14 protein-coding genes are annotated in these 13,890 nt (G+C 74.7%); 5 read left to right on the forward strand and 9 right to left on the reverse strand.

Going from position 1 to position 13,890, the window contains the following annotated elements:
* Window positions 1–165: 165 nt before the first annotated feature.
* The 3 genes from J7I94_RS20795 to J7I94_RS20805 all read right to left on the reverse strand — a co-directional run bounded on the left by J7I94_RS20795 (window position 166) and on the right by J7I94_RS20805 (window position 4,311).
* Window positions 166–1,920 carry an MFS transporter gene (locus J7I94_RS20795; RefSeq protein WP_215168687.1) on the reverse strand — a complete coding sequence of 585 codons (1,755 nt, stop codon included), beginning with the start codon at window positions 1,918–1,920 and terminating at the stop codon, window positions 166–168.
* Between the two features lie 148 nt (window positions 1,921–2,068).
* The gene (locus tag J7I94_RS20800) at window positions 2,069–2,710 is read right to left on the reverse strand and encodes a response regulator transcription factor (protein WP_215168689.1); all 642 of its coding nucleotides are present in this window, start codon (window positions 2,708–2,710) and stop codon (window positions 2,069–2,071) included.
* 239 nt (window positions 2,711–2,949) lie between these two features.
* Window positions 2,950–4,311 carry a sensor histidine kinase gene (locus J7I94_RS20805; RefSeq protein WP_215168691.1) on the reverse strand — a complete coding sequence of 454 codons (1,362 nt, stop codon included), beginning with the start codon at window positions 4,309–4,311 and terminating at the stop codon, window positions 2,950–2,952.
* 186 nt (window positions 4,312–4,497) lie between these two features.
* On the opposite strand from J7I94_RS20805, the gene J7I94_RS20810 reads away from it, so the two are divergent.
* The gene (locus J7I94_RS20810; RefSeq protein WP_215168693.1) at window positions 4,498–5,493 is read left to right on the forward strand and encodes a MaoC/PaaZ C-terminal domain-containing protein; all 996 of its coding nucleotides are present in this window, start codon (window positions 4,498–4,500) and stop codon (window positions 5,491–5,493) included.
* A gap of 65 nt (window positions 5,494–5,558) precedes the next feature.
* Here the strand turns inward: J7I94_RS20810 and J7I94_RS20815 are convergent, their stop codons facing one another.
* Entirely contained in the window at window positions 5,559–5,732 is a 174-nt protein-coding gene (locus J7I94_RS20815; RefSeq protein ID WP_215168695.1) for a hypothetical protein, read from the reverse strand.
* Between the two features lie 98 nt (window positions 5,733–5,830).
* A complete protein-coding gene (locus J7I94_RS20820; RefSeq protein WP_215168697.1) occupies window positions 5,831–6,976 on the reverse strand; it encodes a hypothetical protein in 1,146 nt (381 codons plus the stop codon).
* Between the two features lie 208 nt (window positions 6,977–7,184).
* On the opposite strand from J7I94_RS20820, the gene J7I94_RS20825 reads away from it, so the two are divergent.
* Genes J7I94_RS20825 through J7I94_RS20835 form a run of 3 tightly spaced genes read left to right on the forward strand, consistent with a single transcriptional unit; the run spans window position 7,185 to window position 10,071 of the window.
* The gene (locus J7I94_RS20825; RefSeq protein ID WP_215168703.1) at window positions 7,185–8,024 is read left to right on the forward strand and encodes a Nif3-like dinuclear metal center hexameric protein; all 840 of its coding nucleotides are present in this window, start codon (window positions 7,185–7,187) and stop codon (window positions 8,022–8,024) included.
* On the forward strand, window positions 8,021–8,764 hold the full coding sequence (locus J7I94_RS20830) for a zinc ribbon domain-containing protein (protein ID WP_215168800.1): 744 nt from the start codon (window positions 8,021–8,023) through the stop codon (window positions 8,762–8,764). Before J7I94_RS20825 ends, J7I94_RS20830 begins: the two co-directional genes overlap by 4 nt.
* A 20-nt stretch (window positions 8,765–8,784) precedes the next feature.
* Window positions 8,785–10,071, forward strand: coding sequence for a bifunctional RNase H/acid phosphatase (locus J7I94_RS20835; protein ID WP_215168705.1), 1,287 nt, complete (start codon window positions 8,785–8,787; stop codon window positions 10,069–10,071).
* Here J7I94_RS20835 and eda read toward each other — a convergent pair.
* From eda to J7I94_RS20855, 4 genes are all read right to left on the reverse strand, one after another.
* Entirely contained in the window at window positions 10,057–10,719 is a 663-nt protein-coding gene (gene eda / locus J7I94_RS20840) for a bifunctional 4-hydroxy-2-oxoglutarate aldolase/2-dehydro-3-deoxy-phosphogluconate aldolase (protein ID WP_215168707.1), read from the reverse strand. The genes J7I94_RS20835 and eda overlap by 15 nt on opposite strands.
* Window positions 10,720–10,786: 67 nt before the next feature.
* Window positions 10,787–11,569, reverse strand: coding sequence for a peroxide stress protein YaaA (gene yaaA, locus J7I94_RS20845; RefSeq protein WP_215168709.1), 783 nt, complete (start codon window positions 11,567–11,569; stop codon window positions 10,787–10,789).
* A 239-nt stretch (window positions 11,570–11,808) separates the two neighbouring features.
* Window positions 11,809–12,396 carry a hypothetical protein gene (locus J7I94_RS20850; RefSeq protein WP_215168711.1) on the reverse strand — a complete coding sequence of 196 codons (588 nt, stop codon included), beginning with the start codon at window positions 12,394–12,396 and terminating at the stop codon, window positions 11,809–11,811.
* Complete coding sequence (locus J7I94_RS20855) at window positions 12,393–13,151, reverse strand: MerR family transcriptional regulator (protein WP_215168713.1); 759 nt, start codon at window positions 13,149–13,151, stop codon at window positions 12,393–12,395. The genes J7I94_RS20850 and J7I94_RS20855 overlap by 4 nt, the downstream gene beginning before the upstream one ends.
* Window positions 13,152–13,291: 140 nt before the next feature.
* On the opposite strand from J7I94_RS20855, the gene J7I94_RS20860 reads away from it, so the two are divergent.
* Window positions 13,292–13,870, forward strand: a complete 579-nt coding sequence (locus J7I94_RS20860) for a Uma2 family endonuclease (protein ID WP_215168721.1) — start codon at window positions 13,292–13,294, stop codon at window positions 13,868–13,870.
* Window positions 13,871–13,890: the final 20 nt, after the last annotated feature.

Below are 13,890 nucleotides of genomic sequence, written 5' to 3' on the forward strand. Positions count from 1 at the left end.
GGCTCGGGCTCGGGCTCGGGCTGGGGCTCGGGCTCGGGCTGGGGCTCGGGGTCGCGGTCGGGGACATGGGGGCCTCGCTGTTCTGTCCGTCGGTCGTACGCGCATGCTGCCGCACCCCCGGTCGCGGCGGGCGACAGGGGGTGCGGCAGAGCGGTCCCGGACGGGTCAGGCGGAGACCGTCTCGCCCGGCAGGGACAGGTCGAGGTCGACCGGGTGGCCGGTGCCGGTGTGGGTCGCCGAGTGGGCGAGCGGGCCGTGCCCCGCGGCGCGGGCGGCCAGGACGTACGGGCCCGGGGCGGGCACGGGCAGCGCGTAGCCGCCGTCGGGCGCGGAGAGGGCCGCGCCCGCCTGCCGTCCGTGCCGGTCGATCAGCGTGACCTTGGCACGGGCGACGGGCGTGCCGTCGGCGGCCAGGACACGGCCGCGGAAGCCGCGCAGCACCTCTCCGGCCAGTACTTCCTCGGCGCGGGCCAGGTTGGCGTCCTCCTCGCTGCTCGCGCGCAGCTGGGTGTGGGCGGAGGGGCGGCGCCGGGGGAGGAAGAACGCGAAGACCAGGCCGGCGGCGACCGCGGCCGTCGCGATCAGGAACGAGACGCGGAAGCCGTGCATCGTCGGGACGGCGACGCCCCCGACGTCGTCGGCGGTGTTGGCCAGCACCATGCCGATGACGGCGCTGGACACCGACGTACCGATGGACCGCATCAGGGTGTTGAGGCCGTTGGCCGCGCCCGTCTCCGAGGCCGGGACCGCGCCGATGATCAGCGCGGGCAGCGAGGAGTAGGCGAGGCCGATACCGGCGCCGAGCAGCACCGAGGTGACGACCGTCTGCCAGGCGGCGCTCATCAGGCCGAGGCCGCCGCCGTAGCCGACCGCGATGACCAGCAGGCCGACGATGAGGGTGGTGCGGGGGCCGTAGCGGGCGGAGAGACGGGCGTAGACCGGGGCCGTGAACATCATCGTCAGGCCGAGCGGCGCCACGCACAGGCCGGCGACGACCATCGACTGGCCGAGGCCGTAGCCGGTGGCGGCGGGCAGCTGGAGGAGCTGGGGGAGGACCAGGGAGACGACGTAGAAGGAGACGCCGACCATGATCGAGGCCAGGTTGGTGAGCAGGACCTCGCGGCGTGCGGTGGTGCGCAGGTCCACGAGGGGGGCCTTGACGCGCAGTTCCATCAGGCCCCACAGCAGCAGGACGACGACGGCGGCGGTGAACAGGCCGAGGGTGGTGGGCGACGACCAGCCCCAGTCGCTGCCCTTGGTGATGGGCAGGAGGAAGAGCACCAGGCCGGCGGAGAGGCCGAGGGCGCCGGGGAGGTCGAAGGTGCCCTTGGCGCGCAGCGGGGACTCCGGTACGACGGCCAGGGTCAGGGCGATGGAGAGGATGCCGAGGCCGGCGGCGCCGTAGAACAGGGCGTGCCAGTCGGCGTGCTGCGCGACGAGGGCGGCGGCGGGCAGGGCGAGGCCGCCGCCGACGCCGATCGAGGAGCTCATCAGCGCCATCGCCGAGCCGAGCCGTTCGCGCGGCAGCATGTCGCGCATCAGGCCGATGCCGAGGGGTATCGCGCCCATCGCGAAGCCCTGGAGCGTACGGCCGACGATCATCGGGAGCAGGGCGTCGGTGAACGCGCTGACCAGCGCGCCGACCACCATCACGGCCAGGCTGAGGATCAGCATGCGCCGCTTGCCGTAGAGGTCGCCGAGGCGGCCCATGATCGGCGTGGCGACGGCTCCGGACAGGAGCGTGGAGGTCAGCACCCAGGTGGCGTTGCTGGGCGTGGTCTCCAGGAGTCGGGGCAGGTCCTTGATGACCGGGACGAGCAGGGTCTGCATCACCGCGACGACGATGCCCGCGAAGGCGAGGACCGGGACGGTGGCCCCGGTCGCTCGCCCGGTGGGTTCGTCGGTCGTCGTGTGGCTCATTGCGTGCGGTCCTCCGGGACGGGTGTGAGCGGATGCGTGCGAGGACGTACGCGCAGGGGCGGCGTACGGGATGTGTGTATGCCCAACCTGGTTTGCCGAAGCACCTATTCCGTTGCTTCGAGTCCCTAAGTAATTCTTGACCTGCTCTTTAGATCCAGCCTTGGTGGCGGGCCTCGCGGAGGGCTTCCGCGCGGTTGCGGGTGCCGGTCTTGCCGATGGCGGCGGAGAGGTAGTTGCGGACCGTGGACTCGGACAGGTGCAGGGCGGCGGCGATGTCGGCGACGGTGGCGCCGTCCGCGGAGGCGGTGAGGACGTCGCACTCACGGGGGGTGAGCGGGCTCGGACCGGCGCTGAGCGCGGCGGCGGCCAGGGCCGGGTCGATGACGGTCTCGCCGGCGAGGACGCGGCGGATGGTGCCGGCGAGTTCCTCGACGGGGCCGTCCTTGACGAGGAAACCGGCGGCGCCGGCCTCCATCGCGCGCCGGAGGTAGCCGGGCCGGCCGAAGGTCGTGAGGATCAGCACCCGGCAGTCCGGGGCCCGCTCGCTCAGCTCGGCGGCGGCGTCGAGGCCGCTGCGGCCCGGCAGCTCGATGTCCAGGAGGGCGACGTGGGGGCGGTGCGCGAGAACGGCCTCGACGATCGCGTCGCCGGTGGCCACCTGCGCGACGACCTCGATGTCCTCCTCCATGCCGAGCAGCAGCGCGAGCGCGCCGCGCATCATGCCCTGGTCCTCGGCGAGGAGGACGCGCGCCGGTGCCGGTCCGTACGCAGCCTGCGGCGTCTCGTCCATGGGCCCAGAGTACGGGCGCCGTCGCGGGCCGGAGCGGGGGCGAGCCGCGTCCCGCGCCCGGCCGGAGGCGGGGCGAATCCCCTCCCGCGCCCGGCCGGAGGCGGTCCGTTCCGGGGCGGGGACGGCGACCCGGCCGCCCTCCGAGGAACGGCGGGCCGCCCCCGCCCGGCCGGAGGCGGTCCGTTCCGGGGCGGGGACGGCGACCCGGCCGCCCTCCGAGGAACGGCGGGCCGCCCTGCTCACCTCCCCGTGCCCCCCGCCGCCGCCGAGACCGCGCCGGCCGCGTCCCCCACCGGCAGCTCCGCCCGCACCTCGAACCCGCCCCGCCCCGTCACCCCGGCCGTCAGCACCCCGCCCGCCGCGGCGAGGCGTTCCGCCAGACCGGTCAGGCCGGTGCCGGGGGTGCCGGGGGTGCCGGGGGTGCCGGGGGCGCCGGTCAGGCTCATGCCCGGGCCGCCGGGGCCGCCGGTAAAGCCCATGCCCGGACCGCCCGGACCGCCTGGCACGCCGGGGACACCGGCCAGGCCCGTCCCCGGCCCACCGGGAACACCGGGGGCGTCGGCCGTCCCCGTCCCCGGCCCGTCGTCCGTGACGGTCAGCCGGACCCGCCCCGCACCGCCGAGCAGCGTGATCTCGCAGCGGCTCGCCCCGCTGTGCCGTACGACGTTCGTCACCGCCTCCCGTACCACCCACCCGAGCAGTGCCTCGGTCCCCGGCGGCAGTGGCGGGCCCGAGCGGCGCACCACCGGTTCCACGTCGGCGGCGCGCAGCGCGGAGCGGGCCCGGTCCAGCTCCGTACCGAGGCTGCCCTCGCGGTAGCCCGTCACCGCCTCCCGGATCTCGGTGAGCGCCTGCCGGCCCACCGCCTCGATGTCGGTCACCTGGGTGACGGCCGCCGCGGGGTCACGGGCGGACAGCCGGCGGGCGGCCTCCGCCTTCACCACGATCACCGACAGGGTGTGGCCCAGCAGATCGTGCAGGTCGCGGGAGAAACGCAGCCGCTCCTCGGCCACCGCGCGCCGGGCCAGTTCCTCGCGGGCGGCCCGCAGTTCCCGTACCGCGTCGGACAGGCCCAGGATCGCCGCCGTCACCATCGTCGACAGCAGCGTGCCGTACGCGATGTTCAGGCCGTTCCAGCCGTCCTTGACGCCCGTGACCACCCCCGCCAGGGCCGCCAGGGCCCAGCCCCATCGGGCCAGCCGCCGCCCGCGCAGGGCCGCGCCCGCCGCCAGGCCCAGCAGCGGGAAGAACAGCGCCCAGGTGCCGCCGTAGGCGAGCGTCAGGGCGCAGGTCAGCAGGCCCATCAGGAGCAGGGCCGACCGCGTCGACGGCGCCCGGCGCCTGGTCCGGTCGAAGGAGCGGAAGGTGACGTAGACGTACAGCGAGTTGAAGGCGAGCAGGCCCGCGCCGGCGAGGACGGGGTCGGACGTGTCGTCCTGGAAGAGGTTGGCGAGCGAGCCCAGGCCCATCAGCAGCCAGGGGAGCAGGGCGAAGCCGGTGGGCGGCGGGCCCGGCGTCCCCTCCCGGCCGCGCGGCTCGCGCGCCAGGTCCCAGGCGTCCAGTCGGCAGGAGATCCCGCGCAGCGCTCGTGGCCGAGTCATGGTCCTTGTCTTCCCCTTCCGGCCTCATGTCTCCGGTCCGGTCCGGTCCGGTCCTGTCCGGTCTGTCGGGCCCGATTCTGGTCGCGGGGCGGCAGGGCGCGGCAGAGACGCCCGTACGGCTTCCGGCGGGACGAATGTCCTGGTTCCCTCGGAGCAGCCAGTGCCCCGACCGCCGTCAGGAGAACCGTGCCCATCGACGCAGCCGCCGCCCTCGCCGCCGCACCCCGTACCGGAGAGATCACCTGGGACCACAAGGACGTCCAGCTCTACCACCTCGGCATCGGCGCCGGTGTCCCCGCCACCGACCCCCGCGAGCTGCGCTACGTCCTGGAGTCCCGGCTGCACGTCCTGCCGAGCTTCGCCACCGTCGCCGGCGCGGGCGCGCCCGGTGTGACGGCCGGGCTGGACCGGCCCGGCGTCGACGTCGACCTGGCGCACGTCCTGCACGGCGGCCAGCGGGTCCGGACGGCGCGGCCCCTGCCGGTGCGCGGCACGGCGGCCGTGACCTCCCGGATCACCGCCGTGTACGACAAGGGCAAGGCGGCGGTGCTGGTCCTGCGGACCGAGGCGGCGGACGCCGACGGGCCGCTGTGGACCGACGACGCCGAGATCTACGTACGGGGAGCGGGCGGGTGGGGCGGGGAGCGCGGGCCTTCGGGGCGGGCCGAGGTGCCGGGCGGGGAGCCCGACGCGGTCGTGGAGCGGCGGGTGAGGGAGGAGCAGGCGCTGCTCTACCGACTCAGCGGCGACTGGAACCCGCTGCACGCCGATCCCGCGTTCGCGGCGCGCGCCGGGTTCGGGCGGCCGGTCCTGCACGGGCTGTGCACCTACGGCATCACGCTCAAGGCGGTCGTCGACACGCTGCTCGACGGGGATGTGACCCGGGTACGGGACTACCGGACGCGGTTCGCCGGGGTGGTGTACCCGGGGGAGACGCTGCGGGCGCGGATGTGGCGGGATCGGGCGGGCGCGGGCGCGGGCGCGGGCGCGGGCGCGGGAACGGGAACGGGAACGGGGACGGGGACGGGGACGGGAACGGGAACGGGAACGGGAACGGGGACGGTGGTGCGGGTGGCGGTGGATGTCGCGGGGCGCCGGGACGCGGCCCCGGTGCTGACCGGGGCCGTCACCGTCACCGATGCCGTCGGCTCCCGTGCCGTGCCGTGCCGTGCCGTGCCGTGACGTGCCGTGACACGCGTCGGCCCCGCCCGTCATGGTGACCGGGCGGGGCCGACGCGTACGTCGTGTCAGGCGGCGGCCGTCCCGCTCTGCTCGGCCGGCTTGCGATGACGGCCCTGCGGGGCCGTCTCGCCGTCCTGCACGGAGACCGGACCGCGGTGCCGGCCGTGGCCGGAGTCGGTCGTCGTCCGAACGTCGGCACCGTCGGCCCGCATCGGCTGGTTCGTGCTGGCGTCGTTCATCGGAAGGAATTCACCCCGTCAACATGATCTTTCTAACAGCCGAAGGAGTGTAACCGGCACGCCTCGGGGGCGAATCCAGACGGCCGCGCCAACCGGCACTACTTTGTTACAAGCCGCGCCAGCGGGGCCTCCTGGAGCGGAACCGGACGGGGCGAGACCTCCGCCGCCGGGGGCTCCGGGGCCGGCTCGGGTTCCGGGTCCGGATCTCCCGGCACGGCCAGCGCGGCCACGGCGCAGGGCAGTTCCGCCGTGGCGTACGGCAGCCGGAGCAGGCCGTCGGCGGACCACCAGCCCGCGCCGGCCAGCCAGCCGCGCGGCGCGGGCAACTGGTGCAGTTGCCGCCGGTCGGGCCGCCACATCCCGACCCAGCTGCCCGTCGGGCCGTCCACCCGCAGCGCCACCGCGCACCGCTCCGGCGTCAGCATCTGGCCGGGCTGGATCGCGAACGGCGTCAGGGCGCGGTCCGGCAGCCGCAGGCACCGCGGGAACCGCACCGGCAGCGTGCTGCCCAGCACCCCCCAGCCCAGCCGGGCCCGCCCGGGGGAGGGCGCGTCGGAGCGGATCAGCAGCAGCCCGCTGTCCGGGTCGGCCAGCAGCAGCCGGTCGTCGCTGCCGGCGGCGATCTGGAGCAGGGGCGAGACCTCACCGCCCCGCTCCAGGTCCACGACGACCGTCTTGACGACCGGCCCGGCGGGCCCGGCCTCCTCCCGGTCGAGCGCGAGTATCCGGGCCGTACGGTCCAGCCACACCCCGCCCGAGCAGCGGCCCGGCACCTCGGCCAGGTGCTCAGGGCCGAAGGCGCCGCCGGCCACCAGCCACACGGACGCCGACCGCGGGCCGACTTCCAGGGCGTACGCCGTCTCGCCGTCCGGCGCCGGCGGCAGCAGCCGCAGCCGGGTCCCGTCGTCCGGGCACTCCACGCCGCCCATCGGCAGCTCACCGGTGCCGGGCCCCTGGGTCGGGTACAGCAGCGTGAAGACGTGCCGGCCGCCCGCCCGGCGGTGGATCAGCACCCGTCCGTCGCCCATCGGCTGCACCTCGGTGCCCGGCTCCTCCGGCTGGTCGCCGGGCAGCGGCACCGCGTACGGCTCGGGACCGTCCAGCGTCCAGCGCTCCGGGTAACGGGCCCCGTCACGGCCGGCCAGCCGGGCCGCGTACGCCGCGTCCACGGTGAGGGAACAGCCCGCCCGCGGTGTCCCGTCGCTTCCCTGGTCCGCCGAAGGCTCGATAGCACAGGCTGTCATCGTTCGGTCACCTCCGGCGACGAAGCTAGTTTCGTACGCACGGACGTGGTCCCGACGACCGTCCGCTTCACACAAACGGATGGAAGCGAAACGGTTCGCCTGAGGATCGAGCGGCGGATGTGCTGGTCCCGGCCGGGTCGCGGGCGGGCGGGGAACGGGGCGGCGGTGGCGGTACTGCGCCGCGAAACAGGCAGGTAGCCTTGGGTCCGTGCCCCGTCTGTCAGAAGTCATCGCCGCGCTGGAGAACCTGTGGCCCGCCGAGCGGGCCGAGTCCTGGGACGCGGTCGGCACCGTCACGGGGGAGCCCGGCCAGGACGTCCAGCGGGTCCTGTTCGCCGTCGACCCCGTCCAGGAGATCGTCGACGAGGCGGTGGACCTCGGCGCCGACCTGCTGGTCACCCACCACCCCCTGTACCTGCGGGGCACGACCACGGTCGCCGCCTCCACCTTCAAGGGCCGCGTGGTGCACACGCTCATCAAGCACGACATCGCGCTGCACGTCGCCCACACCAACGCCGACACCGCCGACCCGGGCGTCTCGGACGCGCTGGCCGGCGCCCTGGACCTGCGGGTCACGGGGCCGCTGGTGCCGGACGCCACCGACCCCGCCGGGCGCCGCGGCCTCGGCCGGATCTGCGCCCTGGACCACCCGCTGACCGTCCGCGAGCTGGCCGCCCGAGCCGCCGCCCGGATGCCCGCAACCGCGCAGGGCATCCGCGTCGCCGGCGCCCCCGAGGCCCTGGTCCGCACGGTCGCCGTCAGCGGCGGCTCCGGCGACAGCCTCTTCGAGCACGTACGGGCGGCCGGTGTCGACGCCTTCCTCACCGCGGACCTGCGCCACCACCCGGCGTCCGAGGCCGTGGCGCAGGGCCCCCTCGCGCTGCTGGACGCCGCGCACTGGGCCACCGAGTGGCCCTGGTGCGAACTGGCCGCGAGCCAGCTCGACGAGATCTCCGACCGGCACGGATGGGACCTGCGCGTCCACGTCTCGAAGACGGTCACCGACCCCTGGACCAGCCACTCCCCTTCACCTGGAGCCCCCAACTGAACGCCGCGCCCGCCGACCAGATCCGACTCCTCGACGTCCAGGCCCTCGACGTCCGCCTCCAGCAGCTCGCGCACAAGCGCCGGTCGCTGCCCGAGCACGCCGAGCTGGAGTCGCTGAGCAAGGACGCCACCCAGCTGCGCGACCTGCTCGTCGCCGCGCAGACCGAGGAGAGCGACTGCGCCCGCGAGCAGACCAAGGCCGAGCAGGACGTGGACCAGGTGCGCCAGCGCGCCGCCCGCGACCAGCAGCGCCTGGACTCCGGTGCCGTCACCTCCCCGAAGGACCTGGAGAACCTCCAGCGCGAGATCGCCTCCCTCGCCAAGCGCCAGGGCGACCTGGAGGACGTGGTCCTGGAGGTGATGGAGCGCCGCGAGTCCGCCCAGCAGCGGGTCGCCGAGCTGACCGAGCGGGTCGCCTCCGTGCAGGCGAAGATCGACGACGCGACCGGACGCCGGGACGCCGCCTTCGAGGAGATCGACGGCGAGGCCGCCTCGGTGACCAAGGAGCGCGAGGTCGTCGCCGGTTCCGTCCCCGCCGACCTGCTCAAGCTCTACGACAAGCTCCGCGAGCAGCAGGGCGGCATCGGCGCGGCCAAGCTCTACCAGCGCACCTGCCAGGGCTGCCGCCAGGAGCTGGCGATCACCGACATCAACGAGATCCGCGCGGCGGCCCCCGACACGGTGGTGCGGTGCGAGAACTGCCGTCGCATTCTCGTCCGTACGTCCGACTCGGGACTGTAGGTCTTCTGAGGGTGGTGGCTGTGCGGGAGTTCGTCGTCGAGGCCGACGGGGGATCGCGGGGCAACCCCGGTCCCGCCGGGTACGGCGCGGTGGTGCGGGACGCGGCCACGGGGGAGACCCTGGTGGAGGCCGCCGAGTACCTGGGCGTCGCCACCAACAACGTCGCCGAGTACCGGGGCCTGCTGGCCGGCCTGCGCGCCGCGCACGGGCTGGACCCGCGGGCCACGGTGCGCGTGCGGATGGACTCCAAGCTCGTCGTCGAGCAGATGTCGGGCCGCTGGAAGATCAAGCACCCCGCCATGAAGCCGCTCGCCACCGAGGCGCGGTCCGTCTTCCCGCCGGACCGGGTGACGTACGAGTGGATCCCGCGCGCGAGCAACAAGCACGCCGACCGGCTGGCCAACGAGGCGATGGACGCGGGGGCGCGCGGCGAGCGGTGGTCGCCGTCGGCGTCGACGGCGGAGCTGGACGGTGACGGTGGCGGTAGCGGAGGCGGAGGGACGGCCGCCGATGTGGGCGGAGGCGGAGGGGCGGCCGTAGACGCGGGCGGTGTCGGTGGTACGGCCGTAGACGCGGGCGGTGTCGGTGGTGCGGCCGCCGATGTGGGTGGTATCGGTGGCACGGCAGCCGATGTGGGTGCCGCGCGGACCGTCGCCACCCCCGGCTGGGGACCCCCCGACATGGGCGCCCCCGCCACCTTCGTCCTCCTGCGCCACGGCGAGACCCCCCTCACCCCGCAGAAGCGTTTCTCGGGCAGCGGCGGCAGCGACCCCTCCCTCTCGGACGCCGGCCGCGAGCAGGCCGAGAAGGCCGCCGCCGCCCTCGCCCGGCGCGGCACCGTCCAGGCGGTCGTCACCTCCCCGCTGGCCCGCACCCGGCAGACCGCCGAGATCGTCGCCGCCCGCCTGGGCCTCGACGTGAGCGTGGAGGAGGGCCTGCGCGAGACCGACTTCGGGGCCTGGGAGGGCCTCACCTTCGCCGAGGTCCGCGAACGCTGGCCCGACGACCTGAACGCCTGGCTCACCTCCCCGGAAGCCGAACCCACCGGCGGCGGCGAGTCCTTCGCGGCGACCGGCGCCCGGATCGCCGCCACCCGCGACAAACTGGTCGCGGCGCACGCCGGCCGCACGGTCCTCCTGGTCTCCCACGTGACGCCGATCAAGACGTTCGTCCAACTCGCCCTGGGCGCCCCCACCGAGTCCCTGTTCCGCATGGAACTGTCGGCGGCCTCCCTGTCTGCGGTGGCCTACTACGCCGACGGCGGCGCCAGTGTCCGGCTCTTCAACGAGACGTCACACCTGCGCTGAGCCGAGCTCTGCCGCCTCCCGCGCCAGCGCCTCGACCCGCCCCCAGTCCCGCCCGGCGACCGCGTCCTTCGGCAGCATCCAGCTCCCGCCCACACAACCGACGTTGGGCAGGGCGAGGTACTCGGGCGCGGAGGCCGGGGTGATCCCGCCCGTCGGGCAGAACCGCGCCTGCGGCAGCGGGGCGGAGAGCGCCTTGAGGTAGGCGGTGCCGCCCGCCGCCTCGGCCGGGAAGAACTTCATCTCCCGCACCCCGCGCTCCAGCAGCGCCACCACCTCCGACGTGGTCGACACCCCCGGCAGGAACGGCACGCCCGACGCCCGCATGGCCTCCAGCAGCGACTCCGTCCACCCCGGACTGACCAGGAACCGCGCCCCGGCCGCCACGACCTCCTCGACCTGCGCGGCCGTGATGACGGTCCCCGCGCCGACCACCGCGTCCGGCACCTGCTCGGCGATCGCCCGGATCGCGTCGACGGCGGCGGGCGTCCGCAAGGTGACCTCGATCGCGGGCAGCCCACCGGCCACCAGCGCCCGCGCCAGCGGTACGGCGTCGGCGGCGTCGTCGACGACCACCACGGGGACGACGGGCGCGAGGTCGAGCACGGAGACGGCGGCGGACGCGGAGGGGGAGGGCAGCGCAGAGGTCATGCCCTCATCCTCTCCGCGAGGCGCACTACACGCAAAGCTCATTGCGTATACTGCAACGCACGTGCCCTCAGTGCACCTCGTCCACCAGCACATCCAGCGCCCAGGCCCGCCCCGCCCTCGCGGGCGCCTGGGCCTCCACCACGTACCCAAGGTCCCGCAGCGCCTCCACCAGCTCCGCCGGACTCCCGGGCGCGGCCCCCTCGGTCAGCAGGCTCCGCACGATCCGCCCCTTGGTCGCCTTGTTGAAGTGGCTGACCACCTTGCGGGTGGGCGCGTGCAGCACCCGTACCGTCGCCGTCCGCTCCGCGACCTCACCCTTCGGCTTCCAGGCCGCCGCGTACGCCGCCGACCGCAGGTCCAGCACCAGCCCGTCCCCGGCCGCCTCCGGCAGGACCTCGGCCATCGGAGCACGCCAGTGCCCGGCCAGCGCCCCGAGTCCCGGCAGCTTCACCCCCATCGAGCACCGGTAGGAGGGAATCCGGTCGCCGACCCCGACCGCACCCCACAACCCCGAGAAGACCAGCAGCTCCCGCCCGGCCCGCCGCTTCGCGGCCTGGTCGAGGGAGCCCAGGTCCAGCGCGTCGTACAGCACCCCGGTGTAGACCTCCCCGGCGGGCCGGGCCCCGGCCGTCCGCAGCCCGGCGTTCTTGCCGACCTCGCCCCGCAGCCCCTCGCTCAGCCCGAGCACCTCCCGGGCCTTCTCCTTGTCCGCCGCGCACAGCTCGACCAGCTCGTCGAGCACGGCCGCCCGCGCCTCGGCGAGCCCCGGCAACGACAGCGACTCCGGCTTCAGCGGGGCACCCCGCCCGGACGGCGCCTTCCCCTCGGACGGCGGCAGCAGGACAAGCACACGTACTCCTTCGATCGAGCTCCCGCCAGGGTACGACCCGCCCGGCCCGGCCTGGCCGGTCGTTTGGATCACGCCGCGGACGCGGGGTCCGGCACGCGCTCCCCCACTGCCTGAACGGCGTGGGGGGACCCCCATCGCGTTGCCGCCCTCCTGCGCCTTGCAGCCGCACGCACCAGACCCCGCTCACCGGCATGGACACGTCCCGCCGATGTCCTGCGTCCTGATCCGAACGACAGGCCCTAAGCGTCCGCTCGCGCCTCCTCGACCGCCCGTACGAACCCGGCGGCGTCGTCGGCATGGCAGCGCACGACGCGTACCTCGCTGCGCTGCCCGAGGAAGCCGACGTGGACGACGGGCCGCTCCAGGAGCAGCGTGACCGAGGTCTGCGACCCCACGGCCAGGTCCAGCTCGCCGTCGGCCGGCGCGTGCGTCATGCGCAGCTCCCGCCGCACCGAGCCGATCAGCTCCAGCGGAATCCGCAGGTCGGCGTGGAGGGCCCGGCGGACGCGCAGGACGCCGGCGTCGGGATCGAGGACGTGCGGACGGACCACGGAGGCGGCGTGCAGCCCGACGACGAACAGGACGGTGTACACGTCCAGGACGAGCACCACGTGGTGCGCCGCGGGCCAGTCCCGGAGCAGGACGGACATCCCCACGGCCTCCACCACGCACACGAACGCGACCCCGAACGCCATGGCCCCCTGGCCCCGCGTGTACCCGAAGACCCGTGCCGCGGCCGTCGCCCCGTGAGTCCGCCGCGCCACCCACAGGCCGAGGCTCGCCAGCAGCCGCAGCTCGTGCCGGACCAGAGCGCGAGCCACCCTCATGACCACCGCCCCCGCGAGGCGATCCACAGCGCCAGCTGGACCGCGCGCGCCTGCGCGGGCGCGAAGTCCGCGTAGAGGGCACGCAGGAATCCGTGCCCGGTGTCGAGGACGTCCCCCTCCTCCGGCACCATCTCCGCGGGTATGCAGTCCGCCAGCGCCCGGCCCGCCTCCGCCACCCGGGGATCGTCGGGCTCGGCCTCCGCCACCTCGTCGAGCAGGGCGTACGCCCGGTGGGCCCGTGCCACCGCCTCCGGCGACCCCAGCGCCCCGCGCAGCACGCTCACCATCCGCTCCCGCTCCTCCGGCGGGGCCACCGTCTCCAGCAGCGCGAGCACCTCCCGGTCCAGGGCGGCCATGGGAGAGCCGGACAGGGGCGGGGTGGCGGCGAACAGCGCGGCCAGCTCCGGTGAGACCGGCCCTTCGGCGGGCAGCTCCCCGCCGTCCAGCAGCCCTCGCAGCCGCGCCCGCCGCTCCCGGATCGCCGCCTCCTGCCGCGCCAGGTCGGCGTCCAGCTCCTGAAGCACCTCGGTGAGTTCCTTCCCGGCGTCGTCGGCGAGCACGTCCCGCACCTCGGCGAGCCCCAGCCCCAGCTCGGTCAGCCGCCGGACCCGGGCCAGCACGACGGCGTGCCGGAGCGTGTACGTCCGGTACCCGTTGGCCAGCCGCTCGGGTTCGGGCAACAGGCCCTGGTGGTGGTAGTGCCGTACGGTCCGCGTGGTGACGCCGACGGCGTCGGCGAGTTCTCCGATCCGCATGGGATCAGTAGAAACGTTGACCTTGCGGCAAGGTCAAGGGGGCGGCGGATGTGTCACGATCGAGGGAACGGCTACCGATCCCGTCGACAGGTGATCTTCCGATGTCCCACTCTGGCGAGCGACCGAAGGAGGGGCGTGACATGACCGCCATGGCCCACGAGCCGCTCACGCAGGCGGACGTCCTGCTGGAGGGGTTCCTCGCCCTCGACACTCCGGAAGGCTTCCGGGCCGAGCTGATCGAGGGAGAGATCGTTGTGACACCGCCGCCGGACGGGGATCACGAGGATTACATCAATCTGATCGTCAAGCAGGTGATCAGGAAGTCTCGGACCGACATGGATTTCTCGGGCAACAAGGGCTTGAAGCTGGAGAGCGGAGGCGCCTGCCCCAAGGACCACGTGATCCCGGACGGCACGTTCGCCCCGACCCGCCTGAGGCTCTACCGGGGTGCCGAAGCCTGGATGCCCTGTGACGGCGTCGCCATGGTCCTGGAAGTCACCTCCACCAAGCCCCAGGCCGACCGCGAGGCCAAGCGCCGCTGCTACGCCCGTGGCGGCATCCCTCTCTACCTCCTCGTCGACCGGGAGACCTCGGCGGTCACGCTGTTCAGTGATCCGGAGCGGGACGACTACCGGGACCACCACACGCGCCCCCTCGGCAAGCCCCTCTCCCTCCCCGCCCCCTTCGCCTTCGACCTCGACACCGCGGACTTCCTCTGACGCCGGGCCCGGTACCATGG

Origin of the sequence: Streptomyces sp. ISL-12, from assembly GCF_018614415.1 — a bacterium.
In the GTDB taxonomy this organism is placed as follows: domain Bacteria; phylum Actinomycetota; class Actinomycetes; order Streptomycetales; family Streptomycetaceae; genus Streptomyces.

What these genes read in the sequence shown, in the direction of transcription:
- J7I94_RS20860 (WP_215168721.1), top strand. Translation starts at nt 13,292, where the DNA reads ATGACCGCCATGGCCCACGAGCCGCTCACGCAGGCGGACGTCCTGCTG.
- J7I94_RS20800 (WP_215168689.1), bottom strand. Translation starts at nt 2,710, where the DNA reads ATGGACGAGACGCCGCAGGCTGCGTACGGACCGGCACCGGCGCGCGTC.
- J7I94_RS20820 (WP_215168697.1), bottom strand. Translation starts at nt 6,976, where the DNA reads ATGACAGCCTGTGCTATCGAGCCTTCGGCGGACCAGGGAAGCGACGGG.
- J7I94_RS20850 (WP_215168711.1), bottom strand. Translation starts at nt 12,396, where the DNA reads ATGAGGGTGGCTCGCGCTCTGGTCCGGCACGAGCTGCGGCTGCTGGCG.
- J7I94_RS20805 (WP_215168691.1), bottom strand. Translation starts at nt 4,311, where the DNA reads ATGACTCGGCCACGAGCGCTGCGCGGGATCTCCTGCCGACTGGACGCC.
- J7I94_RS20815 (WP_215168695.1), bottom strand. Translation starts at nt 5,732, where the DNA reads ATGAACGACGCCAGCACGAACCAGCCGATGCGGGCCGACGGTGCCGAC.
- J7I94_RS20795 (WP_215168687.1), bottom strand. Translation starts at nt 1,920, where the DNA reads ATGAGCCACACGACGACCGACGAACCCACCGGGCGAGCGACCGGGGCC.
- eda (WP_215168707.1), bottom strand. Translation starts at nt 10,719, where the DNA reads ATGACCTCTGCGCTGCCCTCCCCCTCCGCGTCCGCCGCCGTCTCCGTG.
- J7I94_RS20855 (WP_215168713.1), bottom strand. Translation starts at nt 13,151, where the DNA reads ATGCGGATCGGAGAACTCGCCGACGCCGTCGGCGTCACCACGCGGACC.